Annotated in this window: 18 protein-coding genes and 5 tRNA genes; 1 reads left to right on the top strand and 22 read right to left on the bottom strand. The window is 46.0% G+C overall.

Annotated elements, in window-relative coordinates:
- Positions 1-49 precede the first annotated feature (49 nt).
- The 17 genes from rpoC to rpsU all read right to left on the bottom strand — a co-directional run bounded on the left by rpoC (position 50) and on the right by rpsU (position 14,658).
- Complete coding sequence (gene rpoC / locus BQ7480_RS01840; protein WP_072541485.1) at positions 50-4,336, bottom strand: DNA-directed RNA polymerase subunit beta'; 4,287 nt, start codon at positions 4,334-4,336, stop codon at positions 50-52.
- A gap of 75 nt (positions 4,337-4,411) precedes the next feature.
- On the bottom strand, positions 4,412-8,224 hold the full coding sequence (rpoB, locus tag BQ7480_RS01835) for a DNA-directed RNA polymerase subunit beta (RefSeq protein ID WP_072541484.1): 3,813 nt from the start codon (positions 8,222-8,224) through the stop codon (positions 4,412-4,414).
- Between the two features lie 159 nt (positions 8,225-8,383).
- Positions 8,384-8,761: a 50S ribosomal protein L7/L12 gene (rplL, locus tag BQ7480_RS01830; RefSeq protein ID WP_007564160.1), complete on the bottom strand. Its 378-nt coding sequence runs from the start codon at positions 8,759-8,761 to the stop codon at positions 8,384-8,386.
- Between the two features lie 78 nt (positions 8,762-8,839).
- Complete coding sequence (gene rplJ, locus BQ7480_RS01825; RefSeq protein ID WP_022354976.1) at positions 8,840-9,355, bottom strand: 50S ribosomal protein L10; 516 nt, start codon at positions 9,353-9,355, stop codon at positions 8,840-8,842.
- A gap of 16 nt (positions 9,356-9,371) precedes the next feature.
- Positions 9,372-10,070, bottom strand: coding sequence for a 50S ribosomal protein L1 (gene rplA, locus BQ7480_RS01820; protein ID WP_072541483.1), 699 nt, complete (start codon positions 10,068-10,070; stop codon positions 9,372-9,374).
- A gap of 16 nt (positions 10,071-10,086) precedes the next feature.
- The gene (gene rplK / locus BQ7480_RS01815; RefSeq protein ID WP_007564157.1) at positions 10,087-10,530 is read right to left on the bottom strand and encodes a 50S ribosomal protein L11; all 444 of its coding nucleotides are present in this window, start codon (positions 10,528-10,530) and stop codon (positions 10,087-10,089) included.
- A 62-nt stretch (positions 10,531-10,592) separates the two neighbouring features.
- A complete protein-coding gene (nusG, locus tag BQ7480_RS01810) occupies positions 10,593-11,135 on the bottom strand; it encodes a transcription termination/antitermination protein NusG (RefSeq protein ID WP_072541482.1) in 543 nt (180 codons plus the stop codon).
- 15 nt (positions 11,136-11,150) lie between these two features.
- The gene (gene secE, locus BQ7480_RS01805) at positions 11,151-11,345 is read right to left on the bottom strand and encodes a preprotein translocase subunit SecE (RefSeq protein WP_072541481.1); all 195 of its coding nucleotides are present in this window, start codon (positions 11,343-11,345) and stop codon (positions 11,151-11,153) included.
- A 13-nt stretch (positions 11,346-11,358) separates the two neighbouring features.
- Positions 11,359-11,434 (bottom strand) — tRNA-Trp (locus tag BQ7480_RS01800).
- A gap of 54 nt (positions 11,435-11,488) precedes the next feature.
- Complete coding sequence (tuf, locus tag BQ7480_RS01795) at positions 11,489-12,682, bottom strand: elongation factor Tu (RefSeq protein WP_072541480.1); 1,194 nt, start codon at positions 12,680-12,682, stop codon at positions 11,489-11,491.
- 47 nt (positions 12,683-12,729) lie between these two features.
- A tRNA-Thr gene (locus BQ7480_RS01790) sits at positions 12,730-12,801 on the bottom strand.
- Positions 12,802-12,818: 17 nt separating this feature from the next.
- Positions 12,819-12,891: transfer RNA gene (locus tag BQ7480_RS01785), tRNA-Gly, on the bottom strand.
- Positions 12,892-12,899: 8 nt separating this feature from the next.
- A tRNA-Tyr gene (locus BQ7480_RS01780) sits at positions 12,900-12,982 on the bottom strand.
- Positions 12,983-13,023: 41 nt separating this feature from the next.
- A tRNA-Thr gene (locus BQ7480_RS01775) sits at positions 13,024-13,097 on the bottom strand.
- 98 nt (positions 13,098-13,195) lie between these two features.
- Positions 13,196-13,495, bottom strand: a complete 300-nt coding sequence (gene hpf / locus BQ7480_RS01770) for a ribosome hibernation-promoting factor, HPF/YfiA family (protein ID WP_072543848.1) — start codon at positions 13,493-13,495, stop codon at positions 13,196-13,198.
- Between the two features lie 16 nt (positions 13,496-13,511).
- A complete protein-coding gene (locus BQ7480_RS01765; RefSeq protein ID WP_072541479.1) occupies positions 13,512-14,393 on the bottom strand; it encodes a tyrosine-type recombinase/integrase in 882 nt (293 codons plus the stop codon).
- Positions 14,394-14,466: 73 nt separating this feature from the next.
- Positions 14,467-14,658 carry a 30S ribosomal protein S21 gene (gene rpsU / locus BQ7480_RS01760; protein ID WP_022353311.1) on the bottom strand — a complete coding sequence of 64 codons (192 nt, stop codon included), beginning with the start codon at positions 14,656-14,658 and terminating at the stop codon, positions 14,467-14,469.
- Between the two features lie 200 nt (positions 14,659-14,858).
- Here rpsU and BQ7480_RS01755 point away from each other — a divergent pair, with 200 nt between their 5' ends.
- On the top strand, positions 14,859-16,640 hold the full coding sequence (locus tag BQ7480_RS01755; RefSeq protein WP_072541478.1) for an aminopeptidase P family protein: 1,782 nt from the start codon (positions 14,859-14,861) through the stop codon (positions 16,638-16,640).
- A gap of 89 nt (positions 16,641-16,729) precedes the next feature.
- Here the strand turns inward: BQ7480_RS01755 and BQ7480_RS01750 are convergent, their stop codons facing one another.
- From BQ7480_RS01750 to BQ7480_RS01730, 5 genes are read right to left on the bottom strand one after another with little or no spacing between them, the layout of a single operon-like run.
- Positions 16,730-17,950, bottom strand: a complete 1,221-nt coding sequence (locus BQ7480_RS01750; RefSeq protein ID WP_072541477.1) for an aminotransferase class V-fold PLP-dependent enzyme — start codon at positions 17,948-17,950, stop codon at positions 16,730-16,732.
- A 43-nt stretch (positions 17,951-17,993) separates the two neighbouring features.
- Entirely contained in the window at positions 17,994-19,337 is a 1,344-nt protein-coding gene (gene sufD, locus BQ7480_RS01745) for a Fe-S cluster assembly protein SufD (protein WP_072541476.1), read from the bottom strand.
- A gap of 2 nt (positions 19,338-19,339) precedes the next feature.
- A complete protein-coding gene (sufC, locus tag BQ7480_RS01740; protein ID WP_022353307.1) occupies positions 19,340-20,092 on the bottom strand; it encodes a Fe-S cluster assembly ATPase SufC in 753 nt (250 codons plus the stop codon).
- Positions 20,093-20,110: 18 nt separating this feature from the next.
- Positions 20,111-21,562, bottom strand: a complete 1,452-nt coding sequence (gene sufB, locus BQ7480_RS01735; protein WP_072541475.1) for a Fe-S cluster assembly protein SufB — start codon at positions 21,560-21,562, stop codon at positions 20,111-20,113.
- 1 nt (position 21,563) lies between these two features.
- Entirely contained in the window at positions 21,564-22,082 is a 519-nt protein-coding gene (locus tag BQ7480_RS01730; RefSeq protein WP_072541474.1) for a CvpA family protein, read from the bottom strand.
- Positions 22,083-22,158 lie beyond the last annotated feature (76 nt).

Here is a 22,158-nt window from a genome sequence, read left to right as displayed (position 1 = left end):
ATTATATTTCAATTTGAGACAGCCTCTTTTCTTTTTATATTCGGTTGAGTTATTCAACTTCGCTATAGTCCAACACGTTCTTCTTGTTGGCCAAGATGCGGTCGTATTCTTCTTTAGAACCTACCACAATCTTTTCAAACTCACGCTGACCGGTACCAGCCGGAATCAGGTGACCGCAGATTACGTTCTCCTTCATACCTTCCAGCTTGTCCACCTTACCGTTGATAGCAGCTTCGTTCAATACCTTCGTTGTTTCCTGGAAGGAAGCAGCCGACATGAAGCTTGAAGTCTGCAATGCGGCACGTGTGATACCCTGCAGAATCTGAGTAGAAGTAGCAGGAACTGCATCACGTACTTCCACCAGTTTCAGGTCGCGACGCTTCAACATACTGTTTTCATCGCGGAGCTTGCGGGCTGTGACAATCTGTCCCGGTTGCAGGTTCTGAGAGTCACCGGCATCTACTACCACTTTCTTGCCCCAGATACGGTCGTTTTCTTCATTGAATTCAATGCGGTCAACTACCTGCTGTTCCAGGAAGCGGGTATCACCCGGCTCGTCAATCTGTACCTTACGCATCATCTGACGAACGATGATTTCGAAGTGCTTATCGTTGATCTTCACACCCTGCAGACGGTACACGTCCTGAATTTCATTTACGATATATTCCTGAACGGCTGTAGGACCTTTGATGGCCAGGATATCGGCAGGAGTGATGGCACCATCCGACAACGGAGTTCCGGCACGTACGTAGTCGTTTTCCTGAACCAGAATCTGCTTGGACAATGCAACCAAGTACTTGCGTACATCGCCTGTCTTGGAAGTCACGATGATTTCACGGTTACCACGTTTAATCTTACCCATTGTCACCTCACCGTCGATTTCAGATACGACTGCAGGGTTAGACGGGTTACGGGCTTCGAACAGCTCGGTTACTCGCGGAAGACCACCGGTGATATCACCTGCCTTACCAACGGCACGCGGAATCTTCACCAGAATATCACCCGCTTTCACGGTCTGCTTGTCTTCAACCACTACGTGACCACCTACCGGCAAGTTGTATGTACGGATGATTCCACCATTTTCATCCAAGATGTGCAATGAAGGAATCTTGTTCTTATCCTTAGACTCAGTGATGATGATTTCACGCAAACCGGTAGCTTCATCGGATTCTACCTTGTAAGTGACATTCTCAATCACAGATTCAAAGTCAATCTTACCGGCAGCTTCCGTCACGATAACGGCGTTGAACGGGTCCCACTTCGCAATCAGCTTGCCCTTTTCTACGACTTCACCGTCTGAAGCATACAGTTTAGAACCGTAAGGTACGTTGTGTGTAGACAATACGATACCCGTATTGACATCTACGAAACGAACTTCTGCCAAACGGCCTACGACAATCTTCACTGGTTCGCCTGTTTCTTCTACAGCATCTACTGTACGCAATTCTTCGAATTCCAGACGTGCATCGTTCTTCGCTACGATACTTGCATTGGCTGCCATGTTACCGGCGATACCACCGGCGTGGAATGTACGCAGAGTCAGCTGAGTACCCGGTTCACCGATTGACTGCGCAGCGATTACGCCGACAGCCTCACCTTTCTGCACCATACGGCTGGTAGCCAAGTTACGTCCGTAACATTTCGCACATACACCCTTCTTAGACTCACAAGTCAATACGGAACGGATTTCTACGCTTTCAATCGGAGAATTTTCGATTTCTTCCGCAATGCTTTCCGTGATTTCTTCACCGGCAGCTACAATCAGCTTACCAGTAGTCGGGTGAATGATATCGTGTACAGATACACGGCCCAAGATACGTTCGTACAACGTAGCGATTACTTCATCGTTGTTCTTCAACGCTGTACAAACCAGACCACGCAATGTACCACAGTCTTCTTCGTTGATGATGACGTCGTGAGAAACGTCTACCAATCGACGAGTCAGGTATCCGGCATCGGCTGTCTTCAACGCGGTATCGGCAAGACCCTTACGAGCACCGTGGGTTGAGATAAAGTACTCCAACACCGAAAGACCTTCCTTAAAGTTAGAAAGAATCGGGTTTTCAATAATCTGAGCACCTTCGGCACCGGCTTTCTGCGGCTTGGCCATCAAACCACGCATACCAGACAACTGACGAATCTGTTCCTTAGAACCACGGGCTCCGGAATCCAGCATCATAAATACAGAGTTGAATCCCTGGTCGTCGTTCTTAATTGTTTTATATAGAATGTCTGACAAGTCACTGTTTACGTGTGTCCAAGTATCAATTACCTGATTGTAACGTTCGTTATCGGTGATGAATCCCATGTTATAGTTCATCATGATTTGTTCGATTTCTTCGTTACCACGTTTTACCAGTTCCTCTTTCTCCTTCGGGATAATAATATCACCCAAGTTGAATGACAGACCACCTTCGAATGCTTTCTTGTAACCCAAGTTCTTGATTCCATCCAAGAATTCGCAAGCACGAGCCACACCCACAGCCTTGATTACGTTGCTGATGATGTCACGCAAAGATTTCTTGGAAATGATGGTATTCAAATAACCACATTCATCAGGAACCAGTTCGTTGACAATCACACGACCTACAGAGGTTTCCTTGATCATCTTCTTCACGATGTTGCCGTTTTCATCCAAGTCATTGGCAACCACACTGATGATGGCGTGGATATCTACCTTTCCTTCGTTGTAAGCAATCATCGCTTCTTCCGGTCCGTAGAAAATCAAACCTTCACCTTTGGCACCCTTACGCAGTTTGGTAATATAATACAATCCCAAAACCATATCCTGTGCAGGCACGGTGATAGGCGCACCGTTGGCCGGGTTCAGAATATTGTGTGACTGCAACATCAGCATCTGAGCTTCCAATACAGCCTCATTACTCAACGGCAAGTGTACGGCCATCTGGTCACCATCGAAGTCGGCGTTGAATGCGGTACAAGCCAACGGGTGCAACTGGATAGCTTTTCCTTCGATCATCTTCGGCTGGAAAGCCTGAATACCCAGACGATGCAATGTCGGCGCACGGTTCAGCAATACCGGATGACCTTTCATTACGTGTTCCAGAATATCCCAAATCACAGGTTCCTTGCGGTCTACAATCTTCTTTGCAGATTTCACGGTCTTCACGATACCACGTTCAATCAGCTTGCGGATGATGAACGGCTTGTACAATTCGGCAGCCATCAGTTTCGGAATACCGCATTCACCCATCTTCAGTTCCGGACCTACGACGATTACGGAACGGGCTGAATAGTCGACACGCTTACCCAACAGATTCTGACGGAAACGTCCTTGCTTACCTTTCAAGCTGTCTGACAAAGATTTCAACGGACGGTTGGCATCTGTCTTCACTGCACTCGACTTACGAGAGTTGTCGAACAATGAATCGACAGCTTCCTGAAGCATACGTTTTTCATTACGCAAGATTACTTCCGGAGCCTTGATTTCAATCAGTCGTTTCAGACGATTGTTACGGATAATCACACGACGATACAAATCGTTCAAGTCGGAAGTGGCGAAACGTCCACCATCCAGCGGAACCAACGGACGAAGTTCGGGCGGGATAACCGGCACGATACGTACAATCATCCATTCCGGTTTGTTGCGGCCACGTGAAGCACGGAAAGATTCCACTACCTGCAAACGTTTCAAGGCCTCGTTCTTACGCTGCTGAGAAGAATCGCTGTTTGCTTTGTGACGCAATTCGTATGACAACGCATCCAAATCCAGTCCTACCAACAAGTCGTAGATAGCTTCTGCACCCATCTTGGCGATGAACTTGTTCGGGTCGCTGTCTTCCAGATACTGGTTGTCCTTTGGAAGTGTATCCATGATGTCCAGATATTCTTCTTCAGACAACAAGTCGTATTTGCTTACTCCGTCTTCAGCCTTCACACCCGGCTGGATAACGACGTAGCGTTCGTAGTAAATAATTGCATCCAGTTTCTTGGTCGGCAAGCCCAACAGATAACCAATCTTATTCGGCAGAGAACGGAAATACCAGATGTGAGCCACCGGCACTACCAGCTGGATATGTCCGCTACGTTCACGGCGAACTTTCTTTTCCGTTACTTCCACACCGCATCGGTCGCAGACGATACCTTTGTAGCGAATACGCTTGTACTTACCACAATGGCACTCATAGTCCTTTACCGGACCGAAGATACGTTCACAGAACAAGCCGTCACGCTCCGGTTTATAGGTACGGTAGTTGATGGTTTCCGGTTTCAACACCTCGCCATAAGAATTTTCCAGAATCTCTTCGGGTGATGCCAGACCGATCGTAATCTTTGAGAAATTACTTTTTATCTTAGTATCTTTTCTAAAAGCCATACTTTCTATTTTATGATAATGAAGAATTTAATCAGGAAGAATGGGAGTCGATACCCCATTCTTCAGTTGAAAAAGTTATTCCAGCGTAATGCTCAAGCACAGACCTCTAAGTTCGTGCAACAATACGTTGAGAGATTCAGGAATGCCCGGTGTAGGCATCGGCTCACCTTTCACAATTGCTTCGTATGCCTTAGAACGTCCAACCACGTCATCCGACTTGATTGTCAGGATTTCCTGAAGTACATGAGCCGCACCGAAGGCTTCGATGGCCCAAACCTCCATTTCTCCGAAACGCTGACCACCGAACTGAGCTTTACCACCAAGCGGCTGCTGCGTAATCAAAGAGTACGGACCGATTGAACGGGCGTGCATCTTGTCTTCAACCATGTGACCCAGTTTCAACATGTAAGTCACACCTACCGTAGCCGGCTGGTCGAACTGTTCACCTGTACCACCATCATACAAATAAGTCTTGCAATAACGTGGCAATCCGGCTTTGTCTGTCCATTTATCCAAATCTTCCAAGGTAGCACCATCGAAGATAGGAGTAGCAAACTTCACGCCCAATTCTTTTCCGGCACGTCCCAATACAGCTTCGAAAATCTGACCGATGTTCATACGAGAAGGCACACCCAACGGATTCAATACGATATCTACCGGAGTACCGTCAGCCAAGAACGGCATGTCTTCCTGACGCACTACACGTGAAACGATACCCTTGTTACCGTGACGACCGGCCATCTTATCACCGACACCAATCTTACGTTTCTTGGCGATGTAAACCTTCGCCATCTGAATAATACCTGAAGGCAGTTCGTCACCGATAGTCAACGCGAACTTCTTACGCTTCAGTTCGGCATCCAGCTCCTTGTATTTCTTCAAATAATTCATGATAAGGTCACGGATCATGTCGTTCTTGTGCGCATCTGCTGTCCATTTGCTCAACTGAATCACAGTGTAATCCAATGACTCCAGATCATATTTAGTAAACTTGGCTCCTTTGGCAATGACTTCTGTTCCCAGATAATCTTTCACACCCTGAGAAACCTTGTCGGCAGTCAAAACCAACAACTTGTCAATCAGGATAGTCTTCAGAGCCGCAGCTTTTTCTTCAAATTCTTCATTCAGTTTCGGCAGGATTGCCTTGTCTGCATTCTTTTCACTGCGTGTCTTGATTACACGTGAATACAGTTTCTTGCCGATAACCACACCACGCAGTGACGGAGAAGCCTTCAGAGAAGCATCCTTCACGTCGCCAGCCTTGTCACCAAAGATGGCGCGCAACAGTTTCTCTTCCGGAGAAGGATCTGATTCACCCTTCGGAGTAATCTTACCAATCAAGATGTCACCCGGTTCGATACGAGCACCCACACGTACAATACCGTTTTCATCCAAATCTTTGGTAGCTTCTTCGCTGACATTCGGAATATCAGAAGTCAGCTCTTCCATACCACGTTTGGTTTCACGTACTTCCAGGATATATTCATCCACGTGTACAGAAGTCAGGATATCCTCACGTACCACACGTTCGTTCAATACGATGGCATCCTCGTAGTTGTAGCCCTTCCACGGCATGTAAGCAACCAGCAAGTTCTTACCCAAAGCCAGTTCACCGTTCGCAGTAGAATAACCTTCGGTCAGGATATCTCCCTTCTTCACGCGCTGTCCCTTGTTACAGATTGGGCGCAAGTCGATGGTCATGCTCTGGTTAGTCTTACGGAATTTCGGAATACGATATTCCTTCAACGCCGGTTCAAAGCTTACAAATTCTTCATCTTCCGTACGGTCATACAGAATACGGATTGTCGTTGCATCTACGAAATCTACCACACCGTCACCTTCAGCGGCAATCTGCGTACGTGAATCTTCACACAACTGTTTTTCGATACCTGTACCAACAATCGGAGCTTCTGTCTTCAACAAAGGAACTGCCTGACGCATCATGTTAGAACCCATCAATGCACGGTTCGCGTCATCGTGTTCCAAGAACGGAATCAAAGAAGCGGCGATAGAAGCAATCTGCTGAGGAGCCACGTCCATAAGTTCTACCTGGTCAGGTGTAACCACCGGATAATCGGCATCGCGGCGAGCCTTTACTTTATCGCGGATGAATGTACCGTCATCGTTCAACGGTGCATTACCCTGCGCAATGATTTTGTCTTCCTCTTCCTCTGCAGAAAGATATTCAATGCCTTCATTTGACAAATCTACTACTCCGTCCTTCACCTTACGGTAAGGAGTCACAATGAATCCCAGTTCATTGATTTTTGCATAGACACACAAAGAAGAAATCAAACCGATGTTCGGACCTTCAGGAGTTTCAATCGGACACAGACGACCATAGTGAGTGTAGTGTACGTCTCGCACCTCGAAACCGGCACGGTCACGTGACAAACCACCAGGACCCAAGGCAGACAAACGGCGTTTGTGCGTAATTTCAGCCAGCGGGTTGGTCTGGTCCATGAACTGTGACAAGGCGTTGGTACCGAAGAATGAATTGATGACAGACGAAATTGTCTTCGCATTGATCAAGTCAATCGGAGTGAATACTTCGTTATCGCGTACATTCATACGTTCACGAATCGTACGAGACATACGAGCCAGACCGATAGCGAACTGATTTGATAACTGCTCACCCACCGTACGAACACGACGGTTGCTCAAGTGGTCAATATCATCCACGTCTGCCTTTGAGTTAATCAACTCGATGAGATATTTGATAATCTCAATAATATCTTGTTTTGTCAACACTCTGACATCCATCGGAGTATCCAGATTCAACTTCTTGTTGATCCGGTAACGACCCACATCACCCAAGTCATAACGTTTTTCAGAAAAGAACAGGTTGTTGATTACCTCACGTGCACTTGCATCATCTGCAGGGTCTGCATTACGCAACTGACGGTAGATATACAGCACCGCTTCTTTTTCCGAGTTACTCGGGTCTTTCTGCAGAGTGTTGAAAATAATTGAATAGTCGGAAGCATTTGCCTCTTCATTGTGAACGAGGATATTCTGTACACCCGATTCAATGATCAAGTCGATGTGTTCAGGTTCAATGACCGTCTCACGGTCGATAACCACCTCGTTACGTTCAATAGAAACTACTTCACCAGTATCTTCATCCACAAAATCTTCCGTCCATGTCTTCAATACACGGGCAGCCAATTTACGTCCGATGATTTTCTTCAGGTTCGTCTTATTGACCTTTACATCCTCAGCCAAGTTGAATATTTCAAGGATGTCCTTGTCATTTTCAAATCCTACAGCTCTCAACAACGTAGTTACCGGAAGCTTCTTCTTACGGTCGATGTACGCATACATCACATTGTTGATATCCGTAGCAAACTCAATCCAAGATCCTTTGAATGGGATAATTCGGGCAGAATACAATTTTGTTCCATTCGCATGGATGCTTTGTCCAAAGAATACACCCGGTGAACGATGGAGCTGAGATACTACAACACGCTCTGCACCGTTAATGACGAAAGTGCCTTTCGGAGTCATATAAGGGATAGGACCCAGATACACATCCTGAATCACTGTATCAAAATCTTCGTGATCGGGGTCGGTACAATAAAGCTTCAGTTTAGCTTTCAAGGGAACACTATAAGTCAATCCACGTTCCAGACAGTCGTCGATGGTATAGTGAGGCGGATCGATATAGTAGTCAAGGAACTCGAGCACGAAGTTGTTGCGTGTATCTGCAATCGGGAAATTTTCCGCAAATACCTTATACAAACCGTCGTTCTTTCGCTTTTCGGGTGGGGTATCTAATTGTAAGAAGTCCTGAAATGACTTCAACTGTACTTCCAGAAAATCCGGATACTGCATCGGATTCTTGATAGAAGCAAAATTAATTCGTTGATTTTGAGTTTCTGAAGACATCTGTATGGAGTTTAAAATGTAAAACCTAGGATAATTACAGTCGGGGAACTCTCACAGTTCCGACAATTGAAACCTAGTGAACTTAATATAGACGCAAAAAGGTTAAGAATCCTCTTTACAGAGGACTCTTAACCGAACTACCTGATTTACAGGATAATCTTATTTAAGTTCAACTTCAGCTCCAGCTTCTTCCAAAGTTTTCTTCAAAGATTCAGCTTCGTCTTTAGCCAAACCTTCTTTTACTGTGCTAGGAGCACCGTCAACCAAGTCTTTTGCTTCTTTCAAGCCAAGACCACAAGCTTCTTTCACTGCCTTAACAACCTGCAGTTTAGCAGCACCTGCGCTCTTCAAAACTACATCGAATGAAGTTTTTTCTTCAGCAGCAGCTGCACCAGCAGCAGCAGGACCAGCAGCAACAGCTACAGCTGCAGCAGCAGGTTCAATACCATATTCTTCTTTAAGGATAGTTGCAAGTTCATTAACTTCTTTTACTGTCAAGTTAACTAATTGTTCTGCAAAAGCTTTCAAATCTGCCATTTTTGTATGAAATTTAATTGTTTGTACTATTTAAATATTAAAGTTGTTTTGGTTTCTTGACTTATGCACAGCGTGCCATTATTCTGCACGTTCTGCCAAAGTCTGAAGAACACCGTGAATGGTGTTGCCACCTGATTGAAGAGCCGAAATAACGTTCTTTGCAGGAGACTGCAGCAAAGCCACAATGTCTGCAATAACTTCGTTCTTGCTCTTGATTGTTGCGAGAGCTTCCAACTGGTCTGCACCCACATAGAATCCTTCTTCTGCATAAGCAGCTTTCAGGGTCGGAACACTGTCCTTATATTCCTTCAACAGTTTTGCCGGTACATTAGCTGTTTCGCAAAACATTACTGAAGTAGTACCCTTCAAAGAATCAAACAAGGGTGAGTAGTCTACATCCAAGCTCATCAAAGCTTTGTGAAGCAAAGAATTCTTCACAACCATCAGTTTGATACCAGCCTTGAAACATTTCTTACGAAGGTCGCTAGTAGCAGCTGCATCCATTGCAGTTGTGTCTACCAAGTAAAAATGTCCGTATTGCTTTACGGTATCAGCCAACTGACCAATAATTACGCCTTTATCTTCCTTTCTCATGATTCCTCCTTAATTATTAGATTTCGTCTACTGATTTCGGGTCAATCTTGATACCCTTACTCATAGTACTTGAAAGATAAATACTCTTAATATAAGTACCTTTAGCTGTGGTCGGTTTCAGTTTGATGATAGTAGCGATAAATTCTTTCGCATTTTCACGGATCTGGTCAGCAGTAAAAGACACCTTACCGATTGAAGTATGAACGATACCGCTCTTGTCAACCTTAAAGTCAATCTTACCTTGCTTAACTTCCTTAACAGCTTTAGCTACATCCATAGTTACAGTACCGCTTTTCGGGTTCGGCATCAATCCACGAGGACCGAGCACACGACCCAGCGCACCAATCTTACCCATGATAGACGGCATAGTGATGATTACATCAATATCGGTCCATCCACCTTTGATCTTTTCAATATATTCATCAAGACCAACATAGTCAGCGCCAGCTTCTTTTGCAGCAGCTTCAGCATCCGGTGTACACAGAACAAGCACACGTACCTGTTTACCTGTACCATGAGGAAGAGATACCACACCTCTTACCATCTGGTTAGCCTTACGAGGGTCTACACCTAAACGTACGTCAATATCTAATGAAGCGTCAAACTTAGTGAAAGTGATTTCCTTTACCAGTTCAGAAGCTTCCTTCAGTGAGTATGCTTTCCCTGCTTCAATCTTTTCTGCAGCCAACTTTTGATTTTTTGTCAGTTTACCCATTATCAATTGAAGTTAATTAGTTATTACCCGGGAAGTCACCTTTTACAGCGATACCCATACTTCTAGCTGTTCCTGCTACCATTGACATAGCAGATTCGATAGTAAAGCAGTTCAAGTCAACCATCTTATCCTGAGCGATTGCACGAATCTGATCCCAAGTCAGTTCAGCCACTTTCTTACGGTTCGGTTCTGCAGATCCACTCTTGATTTTGGCAGCCTCAAGCAACTGAATAGCTACAGGAGGAGTTTTGATTACGAAATCAAAAGACTTGTCTGTGTAGTAGGTAATGATTACAGGTAATACCTTACCTGCCTTGTCCTGGGTTCTGGCGTTGAATTGCTTGCAAAATTCCATGATATTAATACCCTTAGAACCCAAAGCAGGTCCAACGGGAGGTGATGGATTTGCAGCGCCTCCTTTAATCTGTAATTTGATTAGTCCAGCAACTTCTTTAGCCATTTTCTTTTGTAATTTTTATATAAGTATTTAACGAATGGAACAACTGCACGTAACAAAATGCATTATTCCTTTTCCACATCCGTAAAGCCTAATTCCAACGGAGTTTTCCGTCCGAATATTTTGACCATTACTTTCAGTTTGCGTTTTTCCGCATTCACTTCTTCAATGAGTCCACTGAATCCGCTGAACGGTCCCACGCTAACTTTCACTGTTTCTCCAACGGTGTAAGGGATATTCAAATCCTCACCACCTTCTTGAAGTTCATCCACCGTACCCAGAATACGATTCACTTCCGACTGTCTCAGAGGGACTGGATGATCCATTCCTCCCAGGAAACCGATTACGTTCGGGGTATTTCTCAAATGATGAGCCACCTCACCGACCAAAGCAGCTTCCACCAGCACATAACCAGGAAGGTAAGTTCTCTCTTTTACGATTTTCTTACCATTGCGCACCTGATATGTTTTTTCGGTAGGAATCAACACCTGAGATACATAATCGCCAAGGTTACCATGCTTGATGTCTGCATCAAGATATTCTTTTACCTTGCTTTCTTTTCCACTTACGGCACGCAACACGTACCATTTCTTTTCAATCTCAGACATTCTTTTTACTGTTTATTAGTGCGGATAGATAACATCTTCCATGATGAACTGGAAGGCAGAATCCATTAGAAAAACGACGAGTGCAATGAGGAGGGAAGCAGTTAAAACAACCACTGCACTGCTAGAAAGTTCTGAACGAGTAGGCCATGATACTTTATGGACTAGTTCGTCGTAAGATTCCTTACAATAATTCGTTATCTTCTTAAACATATTCCTTTAATTTTGGCACGGGAAGAGAGACTCGAACTCCCGACACTCGGTTTTGGAGACCGATGCTCTACCAACTGAGCTATTCCCGTAAAAATAGTTCCCGAATGACTCCGGGAACTATTAACTATTTATTCAGAGATGTATTAGTCGAGAAGTTCAGTAATCTGACCAGCACCTACTGTACGACCACCTTCACGGATAGCGAAGCGCAGACCTACGTTCAATGCAACCGGGTAAATCAATTCCACAGTGATAGTTACGTTATCACCCGGCATTACCATATCTGTACCTTCCGGCAAAGTGATTTCACCTGTACAGTCCATAGTACGCAGATAGAACTGAGGACGATATTTGTTGTGGAACGGAGTGTGACGACCACCTTCTTCTTTCTTCAGGATATAAACCTCAGCTTTGAATTTAGAGTGAGCTTTAACCTGACCCGGGTGACACAGAATCATACCACGTTTGATTTCATTCTTGTCGATACCACGAAGCAGCAAACCTACGTTATCACCAGCTTCACCTTCGTCCAAAATCTTACGGAACATTTCAACACCAGTTACAACTGATTTCTTATCTTCACCAAGACCCAAGATTTCAACTTCGTCACCAACTTTTACGCGACCAGCTTCGATACGTCCTGTTGCTACAGTACCACGACCTGTGATTGAGAATACGTCTTCAACCGGCATCAAGAAAGGTTTATCAACATCACGTGGAGGCAGAGGAATCCAGTTATCAACTGCATCCATCAGTTCGATAATCTTATCTTCCCATTCTTTCACACCGTTCAAAGCACCCAGTGCAGAACCGCGGATGATAGGAGTATTGTCACCGTCGAAGTCATAGAATGACAGCAATTCGCGCATTTCCATTTCAACCAGTTCCAACATTTCTTCATCGTCAACCATATCACACTTGTTCAAGAATACAACCAAGCGCGGTACGTTTACCTGACGAGCCAACAGGATGTGTTCACGAGTCTGAGGCATCGGACCATCAGTTGCAGCAACTACGATGATCGCACCATCCATCTGAGCAGCACCAGTAACCATGTTCTTTACATAGTCGGCGTGTCCCGGACAGTCAACGTGAGCATAGTGACGATTTGCTGTTTCATACTCTACGTGAGAAGTATTGATGGTAATACCACGTTCCTTTTCTTCCGGAGCGTTATCAATCTGATCGAAAGACTTGATTTCGTCAGCTTTAGTGAAACCTCTTTCTGCCAATACTTTAGTGATAGCAGCAGTCAAAGTTGTTTTACCGTGGTCAACGTGACCAATCGTACCAATGTTCACATGCGGTTTGGTGCGTTCAAATTTCTCTTTAGCCATAGCTTTACTTATTTATTTTGATTAATAATCAGCTTTACAATTTCACGAGCTGTTACCGGGACTTGAACCCGGGACCTCTTCCTTACCAAGGAAGTGCTCTACCGCTGAGCTATAACAGCAAAAGAAGAAAAAAGAGAGCGGAAGACGGGACTCAAACCCGCGACCCTCAGCTTGGAAGGCTAATGCTCTATCAACTGAGCTACTTCCGCAAATCAAGTGGGCAAAGATGGATTCGAACCACCGAAGGCGTAAGCCAGCAGATTTACAGTCTGCCCCATTTGGCCACTCTGGTATTTGCCCCACTCTCAAATTAGATGGTTAACACCACCTCTTTTTCTTCGAGCCTCTTGTCGGATTCGAACCAACGACCCCGAGATTACAAATCACGTGCTCTGGCCAACTGAGCTAAAGAGGCGAGATTTAAAAAACTTTGCAGCCGCTTTATTTTCCACGACTTAGCGGCTGCAAAGTTAGATATTATTTTTTAATCACAAAACTTTTACGCAACTTTTTTTATTTTCCTTGAAGTTTTTCTTTGGCTTTCATCAGTTGCTTAGACAGTGCATCCATGCACACATCTATCGATTCTTCGAATGTATCACTTACTTTTTCTGCGTAAAACTCTGAATTAAGTGCCAAAATACGCACACCAGCCTCCTTATTCATCGCTGTTTCAGGTTTCACTACTTTCAAAGACACCTCTACTTTCTTTATATTGTCACAAAACTTCTCGAGCTTCTCGGCCTTCTTCTGAATAAAAGCCTCTAATTTTTCAGATGCATCGAAATGAATGGATTGAATTCTTACTTCCATAAAAACCTCCTTTTCTTTACGCTCTAGGATGAGCTTGTTCATAAACTTGTTTTAACTCCTCAAAAGTGGTATGTGTGTACACCTCTGTTGTAGTCAAGCTTTCATGCCCCAACAGCTCCTTCACAGCTTCCAGCTCCGCATGATGATTCAGCATCGTGGTTGCGAAGGTATGCCGCAGCACATGTGGGCTTTTCTTCTTCAGTGTCACCACCCTCGATAGGTATCGCTTCACAATATAGTTTACAGACGATGGAGACAATGGTTCTCCTTGTTTTCGGATAAAAAATGTCTCACACGCACCTGCATAAAAACGATTTCTTTCTGCCAGATAAGACTCCAGCACCTCTTTCAGCCTAACCCCAAAAGGAATCAGCCGTTGTTTATTTCTTTTCCCCGTCACCTTTATCACCAAGGAAGAAAAATCTACATCTGCATCCTTTAAAGCAATCAATTCCGCCCGACGAATACCAGTTGAATAAAAAACATCCAGCATCGTCCTGTCACGAATCCCTTCAAAGGTCTGCGCAAATCCATTTTCTTCAAGCAACGAATCCATATCTTCATCCCTCAAGAAAACCGGCAATGGCTTCTTTTTCTTCGGACCTACCACTTTTGCGGCCGGGTCCACCGCTACCACCTTTTGGCGCAACAAATAGCGATAAAATGACCGGAGCGAACTCAGTTTCCTATTCACCGTTGTTTCTGCACAACCTTCCTCCATCAATGAGAGTACCCACCCACGGATTAAATCGGCATCCACTTTCGTGAAATCAAGTTCCTCATCCACTCCTTTGAAATATACCTCAAATTCGTCCAGATCCGTTCCGTAACTTATAATCGTTTTCTCCGAATAGTTCCTTTCGAAAAGAAGATACTTCAGAAAAGAATCTTTCCACATAGAGACATCGCTTTTATTCTCAGCAACGAATTTATGAAAAAGAATTCAATAATTCAAGTGTTTCGTGAAATTATTAATCTTCGTTCTGATGCATTTTCTGAACGTAAATCGCACGTTCCATTTTAAGTCTCTTCAAAACAGACGGTTTGTCATACTGCTGTCTGCTTCTCAGTTCTTTTACAACACCTGTTTTTTCAAATTTTCTTTTGAATTTCTTCAGCGCTTTTTCAATGTTTTCGCCTTCTTTTACTGGTACTACAATCATGTTTTTAAAATTAAGTATGTTGTTATTAAATTATTCCGCAGTCAATTTGCGGCGCAAAATTACACATACTTTCTTTATTTACAAAACTTTCCAGTATATTTTATTCAAAAAACAAAGATAAGAACACACTGAAGCGGCCCTTTCTGACAGATTTATTATTTTTGCCTGATAGGTTTATACTTTTTATTTAATTCATTTACATCATGAATCTTATAGCTGAAAGAATTGATGCCTTACGCAAACAAATGATTGCGGAAGGAGTCTCTGCCTTTATCGTCCCCAGTACTGACCCTCATTCGGGCGAGTATGTGCCGGCACATTGGGAAAGCCGGAAATGGATATCCGGCTTCACAGGTTCCGCCGGTACTGCAGTCATCACCCTCTCCGACGGCGGATTGTGGACTGACTCCCGTTATTTTCTACAAGCGGCCGATCAACTTCAAGGAAGCGGTCTTACCTTATTTAAAGACCGACTGCCGGAAACACCTACCATCGCCGAATGGCTGGGAAGTGTATTGAAAGCAGGCGATAAGGTCGGTATTGACGGATGGGTTAACAGCATTTCCGAAGCCATGCAACTGAAAAAGGCTCTTCAATCATACGGGTTGGAACTGGTAACCGTGGACGACCCGTTCCATACATTATGGAAAGACCGTCCTTCCCTGCCCCTCGACCCTCCTTTTATTCTTCCTCTGGAATACAGCGGTGAGCCATGCGGGCAGAAAATCGACCGGATAAAACAAGTGCTGAAAGAAAATGGAGCAAAAGGTCTGTTGATTTCAGCCTTGGATGAAATTGCTTGGGTCTTGAACGTGAGAGGTACGGACGTGCATTGCAACCCGGTCTTCGTCGGCTATCTGTTGATTACGGCTGATGCTGCTACCCTCTATATTCATCCCGACAAGCTGACAGCAGAGACCCGCAGCTACCTGACTGAAAATCAAATTCAGGTCAAAGACTACTCCCGCGTGGCCAAAGACCTGGAAGAATATAAAGAAGAGAACCTGCAACTGTCCGGTTCTACCAATTATGCATTATATCAGGCAGCCAGCCGTCACAGCAAAGTTCTGCTCCATGATTCCCCGGTTTTATACATGAAAGCCATCAAAAATGAGACCGAGATTGCCGGTTTCCATCAGGCTATGCTCCGCGACGGTGTGGCCATGGTGAATTTCCTTTACTGGCTGGAAGAAGCGGTAAAGAGCGGAAAAGAAACCGAAATCACCATCGACCGGAAACTGTATGCTTTCCGCGCGGCCCAGAAAGATTTCAAGGGCATCAGTTTCGATACGATTGCCGGCTATCAGGCACACGGAGCCATCGTACATTATGAAGCGACAGAAGAAACAGCCGCCACGCTACAGCCGGAAGGATTCTTGTTGCTCGACAGCGGAGCGCAATACTTAGACGGAACCACGGATATCACCCGTACCATCTCCCTGGGTCCTGTCACTGAAGACCAGAAAAAAGACTATACCTTGATTTTGAAAGGATTCATCCAGCTTTCCATGGCACACTTCCCGTATGGCACTTGCGGCACGCAATTAGATGTGCTGGCTCGTCAGTTCATTTGGAAGGCAGGTATGAACTACGGACACGGAACGGGGCATGGAGTAGGGCATTTCCTCAACGTACACGAAGGGCCTCATCAGTTCCGCATGAACCACATGCCGGCCCTGCTCCTGCCGGGAATGACAGTGACCAACGAACCGGGCGTGTACAAAGCCGGACACTACGGAGTACGTACAGAAAACACCATGCTGATAGTCAAAGACCAGACGACTGAATTTGGTGAGTTCTACAAATTCGAACCGCTCACCCTATGTCCGATCGACCTCAAGCCGCTCTTGCCGGAATTACTCAGCCCGGAAGAGAAGGAATGGTTGAACAGCTATCACCAGCAAGTGTACACATCATTGTCTCCGTTCCTGCCTCAGGAACAAAAAGAATGGCTGGCAAAAGCCACGATGGCTGTCTGCTGACCGACCCACATAAAAAACTCTCCCGACCGATTTTCCTTTCCAAGAAAACCAGCCGGGAGAGTTTATTTTTTCACTCAAGAGTTCTTCACTCAAGCAAACATCTGGCTCACACGCTGAATGCCTGTCACCAGAGCATCTACTTCTTCTTTAGTATTATACAAACCGAAAGAAGCACGTACGGTGCCTTCAATGCCTAATCTATGCATCAACGGTTCCGCACAGTGATGTCCGGTACGTACGGCAATCCCCAAACGGTCGAGCAGCGTACCCATATCAAAATGATGGATGTCACCCACCAGGAATGAAATGACACCACCTTTCTGCTCCGCTTCTCCAAAAATCCGCATGCCCGGGATTTCCTTCAAGCGTTTCATTGCATACTGGGTCAGTTCGTGCTCATAGGCTGCAATATGGTCCATGCCGATGGCCGACACATAATCCAACGCTTTTGCCAATGCCGTAGAACCTATATAGTCGGGTGTACCTGCCTCAAACTTGAACGGAAGCTCATTAAAAGTCGTCTTTTCAAACGACACGTTCTTAATCATCTCCCCTCCTCCCTGATAAGGAGGCAGTTTCTCCAGCCACGCTTCCTTTCCATAGAGTACCCCAATGCCCGTAGGGCCATACACCTTATGTCCGCTGAACACATAAAAATCGGCATCCAGCGCCTGCACGTCCACTGTCATGTGGGGAATACTCTGTGCACCGTCCACCAGCACAGGAACCCCCTGTGAATGGGCAAAGTCGATGATTTCCTTCACCGGATTGATAGTACCCAGCACATTCGATACATGCGCCACAGAAACTAGCTTCGTCTTTTCCGAGAAAAGCTTCTTGTATTCATCCAACAGCAGTTCACCACGGTCGTTCATCGGAATCACTTTCAGCACAATCCCCTTCCGGGCTGCCTGAAGCTGCCATGAAACGATGTTGCTGTGATGCTCCATGACTGAAACAATCACCTCGTCGCCTTCATTCATCTGGCTGTCCACAAAGGAAGAAGCCACCAGATTGATGCTCTCGGTCGTTCCACGCGTAAAGACAATCTCCGAGGTGCTGCGCGCATGGATGAACTTACGCACGGTCTCGCGCGAAGCCTCATGCAGGTTCGTGGCCTGCTGGGAAAGGAAATGTACCCCACGATGCACGTTGGCATTCACCGAATAATATTCATCTGTAATGGATTCCACCACACAACGAGGTTTCTGGGTAGTGGCTCCGTTATCCAGATAAATCAGCGGCTTTCCATACACGGTCCGTGAAAGGATGGGGAAATCTTCCCTTATCTTGTTGACATCGTACTGCATAAATTCTCGCTTAAATATAACTAAAATCGTCTGTTCCTTCTATTTACTTACAGATGGCACAACCCTGACATTTGTTCAGTTCTCCACGGAAGCGTTTCTCTACCAACAGATGCAGGCGATCTTTCAACGCATCCATACGGATATGGTCTATCACCTCGTTCACAAACGCAAACATCAGCAACAGGCGGGCTTCTTTCAGACTGATGCCTCGCTGCTGCATGTAGAATAAGGCGTTCTCATCCAGCTGACCTACCGTAGCTCCATGCGAGCATTTCACATCGTCGGCATAAATCTCCAGCTGTGGCTGAGTATACATACGTGCTTCACGGGTAGCACACAGGTTCCGATTGGTCTGCTGGGAAGAAGTATGCTGCGCACCTTCACGCACCAGCACTTTACCGGCAAATGCGCCTACGGCCTGGTCATCAAGTACATATTTAAACAGCTCATTGCTGGTACAGTCGGACACCTTGTGGTCGATGAAAGTATTGTTATCCACCTGCTCATTCGCGTCGGCAATGGCCATTCCGCACAAGTTGATTTCCGCTCCCTTTCCGGCCAGTGTAACTTCCGTCGTATTGCGGGTGGTTCCGTTGTGCAGGGTCATCCCGTTCAACAACACATTGCTTCCGGCCTCCTGATGTACATACAGGTTGCTGAAGCGCACCGTACTGTTATGAGTTTCTTCCAGCTCATACAGGTCGAACACTGAATTTTCTCCGGCAAAGACTTCCACCACTTGAGTAGACAGGAAATTCACGTCATCCATCGCATGATCACACACCAGCAACTTGGCCTGTGCACCTTCTTCCAAGATAATCAGTACCCGGCGGTTCACCATAAAGTCCACGTCCGCACGCAGGATGTTCACCAGCTGTATCGGGCGTTCCACTACTACGTTTTTCGGCACATACATAAACACACCATCCTGAGCGAACATGGTATTGAAGGCAGCCAGCGCATCTTTCGACGTATCCGCCAGCTTTCCGTAATACTTTTTCACCAGTTCCGGATGCTGTGCAGCCAAATCCTTCAAACTGCCAAAGCAGACCCCCTCCGGCAACTGGGCGGAAGGATGCACATGCTTGTCAAACGTATCGTTCACCACGAAATAGAGCGACGTACTCATGTTGGGCACATCACACTTGAACACTTCATACGGATTAACCGGGAACTCCAGCCGGTTCAGGTTCAACCCATAGTCCGGGGCAAAATACTTGCCTACTTCCGTATATTTATACTTTTCCTGCTTGCGAGTGGGGAAACCCAGCCGTTCAAAATCGGCGAAAGCCTTGGCGCGCGGTGCGTTCAACACTTCCGCACTCTGCCGGCAAATCATCGCCTCGCACTGCGTGAAAAGATCTATATATTGCTGTTCTGCTTTCATGCTTATTCTCCCAGTTCTTTCTTAATCCAATCGTAACCTTTTTCCTCCAGTTCCAGTGCCAGTTCAGGACCTGCCGTTTTCACGATACGTCCCTTGTACAGCACATGCACGATATCCGGCTTGATGTAGTCGAGCAGACGCTGATAATGTGTAATCACGATGCAGCTGGTTTCCGGCGTTTTCAACTTGTTCACTCCTTCGGCTACAATGCGCAGGGCATCGATGTCCAGTCCGGAGTCCGTTTCATCCAGGATACTCAGCTTCGGCTCCAGCATAGCCATCTGGAAAATCTCATTCCGCTTCTTCTCTCCACCTGAGAAACCTTCATTCACGGAACGGTTGGCCAGCTTGCTGTCCAGTTCTACGATTTCTCTTTTCTGGCGCATCAGTTTCAGGAACTCGCTGGCAGTCAGCGCCGGCAGTCCTTTATATTTCCGCTGCTCATTGACAGCTGCACGCATGAAGTTCACCATGCTGACACCCGGAATCTCCACCGGATACTGGAATGACAGGAACAATCCTTCGTGGCTGCGGTCAGCCGGACTCAAGGCCAGCAAATCCTTGCCATCGAAAGTCACCGAACCTTTTGTAACTTCGTAAGCCGGATGTCCCACCAGGACATTGCTCAACGTACTCTTTCCTGAACCGTTCGGTCCCATAATCGCATGAACTTCTCCCGACTTCACGGTCAGGTTAATTCCTTTCAATATCTCTTTGCCATTGATGCTGGCATGTAAATTCTTTATCTCTAACATAATACTTTAATTTTATATTTATCCCACACTGCCTTCCAACGATACAGACAGCAATTTCTGCGCCTCTACGGCAAACTCCATCGGCAATTTGTTGAGCACTTCCTTTGCATAGCCGTTCACAATCAGCCCCACGGCATCTTCCGTAGTGATTCCTCGCTGGTTGCAATAGAAAATCTGGTCTTCGGAAATCTTCGACGTGGTTGCCTCATGCTCTACCACCGCCGTTTCATTGTGAATGTCCATATAAGGGAAGGTATGTGCCCCGCACTGGCTTCCCAGCAGCAAAGAATCACACTGGCTGTAGTTTCGGGCATTGTCTGCCTTTTCGGCCACACGCACCAGACCCCGGTAAGAGTTCTGGCTCTTTCCGGCACTGATACCCTTGCTCACAATCGTAGAACGGGTATTCTTACCCAGGTGAATCATCTTGGTACCCGTATCGGCCTGCTGATAGTTGTTGGTCACGGCCACGGAATAGAACTCTGCCGTAGAATTATCCCCGCTTAAGATACAGCTCGGATATTTCCACGTAATGGCGGAACCCGTTTCCACCTGCGTCCAGGAAAGTTTGCTGTCTACCCCTTTGCAGTTGCCTCGCTTGGTCACAAAGTTATACACACCTCCCTTGCCTTCCGCATCCCCCGGATACCAGTTCTGCACGGTTGAATATTTCACTTCCGCACGGTCGAGCACCACAATCTCCACGATAGCAGCATGGAGCTGGTTCTCGTCACGCATCGGTGCCGTACAGCCTTCCAGATAGGACACGTAACTGTCATCGTCGGCCACAATCAGGGTACGCTCAAACTGCCCCGTATTGGCTGCATTGATACGGAAATAAGTGGACAGCTCCATCGGACAACGTACCCCTTTCGGGATGTACACGAACGATCCGTCACTGAACACCGCCGAATTCAATGCGGCAAAGAAGTTGTCCCGATAGCCCACCACCGAGCCCAGGTATTTCTTCACCAAATCCGGGTGTTCACGCACCGCTTCACTGATAGAGCAGAAAATAATGCCTTTTTCCATCAGCGTTTCCTTGAAGGTTGTCTTTACAGACACCGAGTCCATGACCGCATCCACGGCCATACCACTCAGGGCCATACGTTCCTCCAACGGAATACCCAGTTTGTCGAAAGTCTTCAACAGTTCCGGATCCACTTCATCCAAGCTTTTGGGCCCGTCTTTCTTCTTCGTCGGATCTGCATAATATGAAATGGCCTGATAATCTATCTCCGGAATATTCAAATGTGCCCATGTAGGCATTTCCAGCGTCTGCCAGTAGCGGAACGCCTTCAATCGGAACTCCAGCAGCCAGTCGGGCTCTCCCTTTTTGGAAGAAATCAGCCGCACGACCTCCTCGTTCAGTCCCTTCTCTATGATATCTGTGTGTACGTCCGTAGTGAAGCCATATTTGTACTTCTCCTGCGTCAGTTCCTTCACATATTTGTTGGGTTCTAATTGCATATCAAATTTGATTATTATCTGTTTCTATAAATTTCTCTCTTAGGTTTTCTATCACCGGATAAAAGAAGCCCGAAAAATCCTTTATCGGATAATATAACAATGAACTCCTTTTAGTGGTTGAATGTATTAAGTTATCTTTAGAGTCTGCAAAATCGATAAAATGAATGACCAGGCTGACTATCAGGGCATATTTAAGCACCCCAAGTGCGGCACCCAGCCAGCGGTTGACAAAACCCAGCCTTGCCCAATCCACTATCCTGGTCAATGCCGAAGCAAACAGAGACAACACCAGCGGCACCACAAGTCCTATCAGCAGGAAGGCCAGTATCTTCCCGAAAGTCACGGAAGTTCCTACCTTCACCGCCAGCTGCTCGCCCAAACCGGCAAACAAGGCACGTGCCACCAGCAATCCGGCCACGAGTCCCACAATGGAAGCCAGTTGCTTGAAAAAGCCCTTCATAAATCCTGAAACGGCTCCCACGGCCAGCACGGCTACAATTATCCAATCGAGTGTCTCCATCCCTACGTGTAAATCAACAAACAAAGCGAAGAACTTGTGCCCATGACTGATGGGTGAATACAAGATTCTTCGCTTT

Source organism: Bacteroides mediterraneensis (genome assembly GCF_900128455.1).
Lineage (GTDB): Bacteria > Bacteroidota > Bacteroidia > Bacteroidales > Bacteroidaceae > Phocaeicola > Phocaeicola mediterraneensis.
The sequence above is the reverse complement of the archived record's forward strand: the minus strand, read 5'-3'. Positions and strand labels throughout refer to the sequence as shown.

Bases quoted from the DNA above. Each gene is read 5' to 3' on its own strand.
- rpoC (WP_072541485.1), bottom strand. From the start codon at position 4,336: ATGGCTTTTAGAAAAGATACTAAGATAAAAAGTAATTTCTCAAAGATT.
- rpoB (WP_072541484.1), bottom strand. From the start codon at position 8,224: ATGTCTTCAGAAACTCAAAATCAACGAATTAATTTTGCTTCTATCAAG.
- rplL (WP_007564160.1), bottom strand. From the start codon at position 8,761: ATGGCAGATTTGAAAGCTTTTGCAGAACAATTAGTTAACTTGACAGTA.
- rplJ (WP_022354976.1), bottom strand. From the start codon at position 9,355: ATGAGAAAGGAAGATAAAGGCGTAATTATTGGTCAGTTGGCTGATACC.
- rplA (WP_072541483.1), bottom strand. From the start codon at position 10,070: ATGGGTAAACTGACAAAAAATCAAAAGTTGGCTGCAGAAAAGATTGAA.
- rplK (WP_007564157.1), bottom strand. From the start codon at position 10,530: ATGGCTAAAGAAGTTGCTGGACTAATCAAATTACAGATTAAAGGAGGC.
- nusG (WP_072541482.1), bottom strand. From the start codon at position 11,135: ATGTCTGAGATTGAAAAGAAATGGTACGTGTTGCGTGCCGTAAGTGGA.
- secE (WP_072541481.1), bottom strand. From the start codon at position 11,345: ATGTTTAAGAAGATAACGAATTATTGTAAGGAATCTTACGACGAACTA.
- tuf (WP_072541480.1), bottom strand. From the start codon at position 12,682: ATGGCTAAAGAGAAATTTGAACGCACCAAACCGCATGTGAACATTGGT.
- hpf (WP_072543848.1), bottom strand. From the start codon at position 13,495: ATGGAAGTAAGAATTCAATCCATTCATTTCGATGCATCTGAAAAATTA.
- BQ7480_RS01765 (WP_072541479.1), bottom strand. From the start codon at position 14,393: ATGTGGAAAGATTCTTTTCTGAAGTATCTTCTTTTCGAAAGGAACTAT.
- rpsU (WP_022353311.1), bottom strand. From the start codon at position 14,658: ATGATTGTAGTACCAGTAAAAGAAGGCGAAAACATTGAAAAAGCGCTG.
- BQ7480_RS01750 (WP_072541477.1), bottom strand. From the start codon at position 17,950: ATGCAGTACGATGTCAACAAGATAAGGGAAGATTTCCCCATCCTTTCA.
- sufD (WP_072541476.1), bottom strand. From the start codon at position 19,337: ATGAAAGCAGAACAGCAATATATAGATCTTTTCACGCAGTGCGAGGCG.
- sufC (WP_022353307.1), bottom strand. From the start codon at position 20,092: ATGTTAGAGATAAAGAATTTACATGCCAGCATCAATGGCAAAGAGATA.
- sufB (WP_072541475.1), bottom strand. From the start codon at position 21,562: ATGCAATTAGAACCCAACAAATATGTGAAGGAACTGACGCAGGAGAAG.
- BQ7480_RS01730 (WP_072541474.1), bottom strand. From the start codon at position 22,082: ATGGAGACACTCGATTGGATAATTGTAGCCGTGCTGGCCGTGGGAGCC.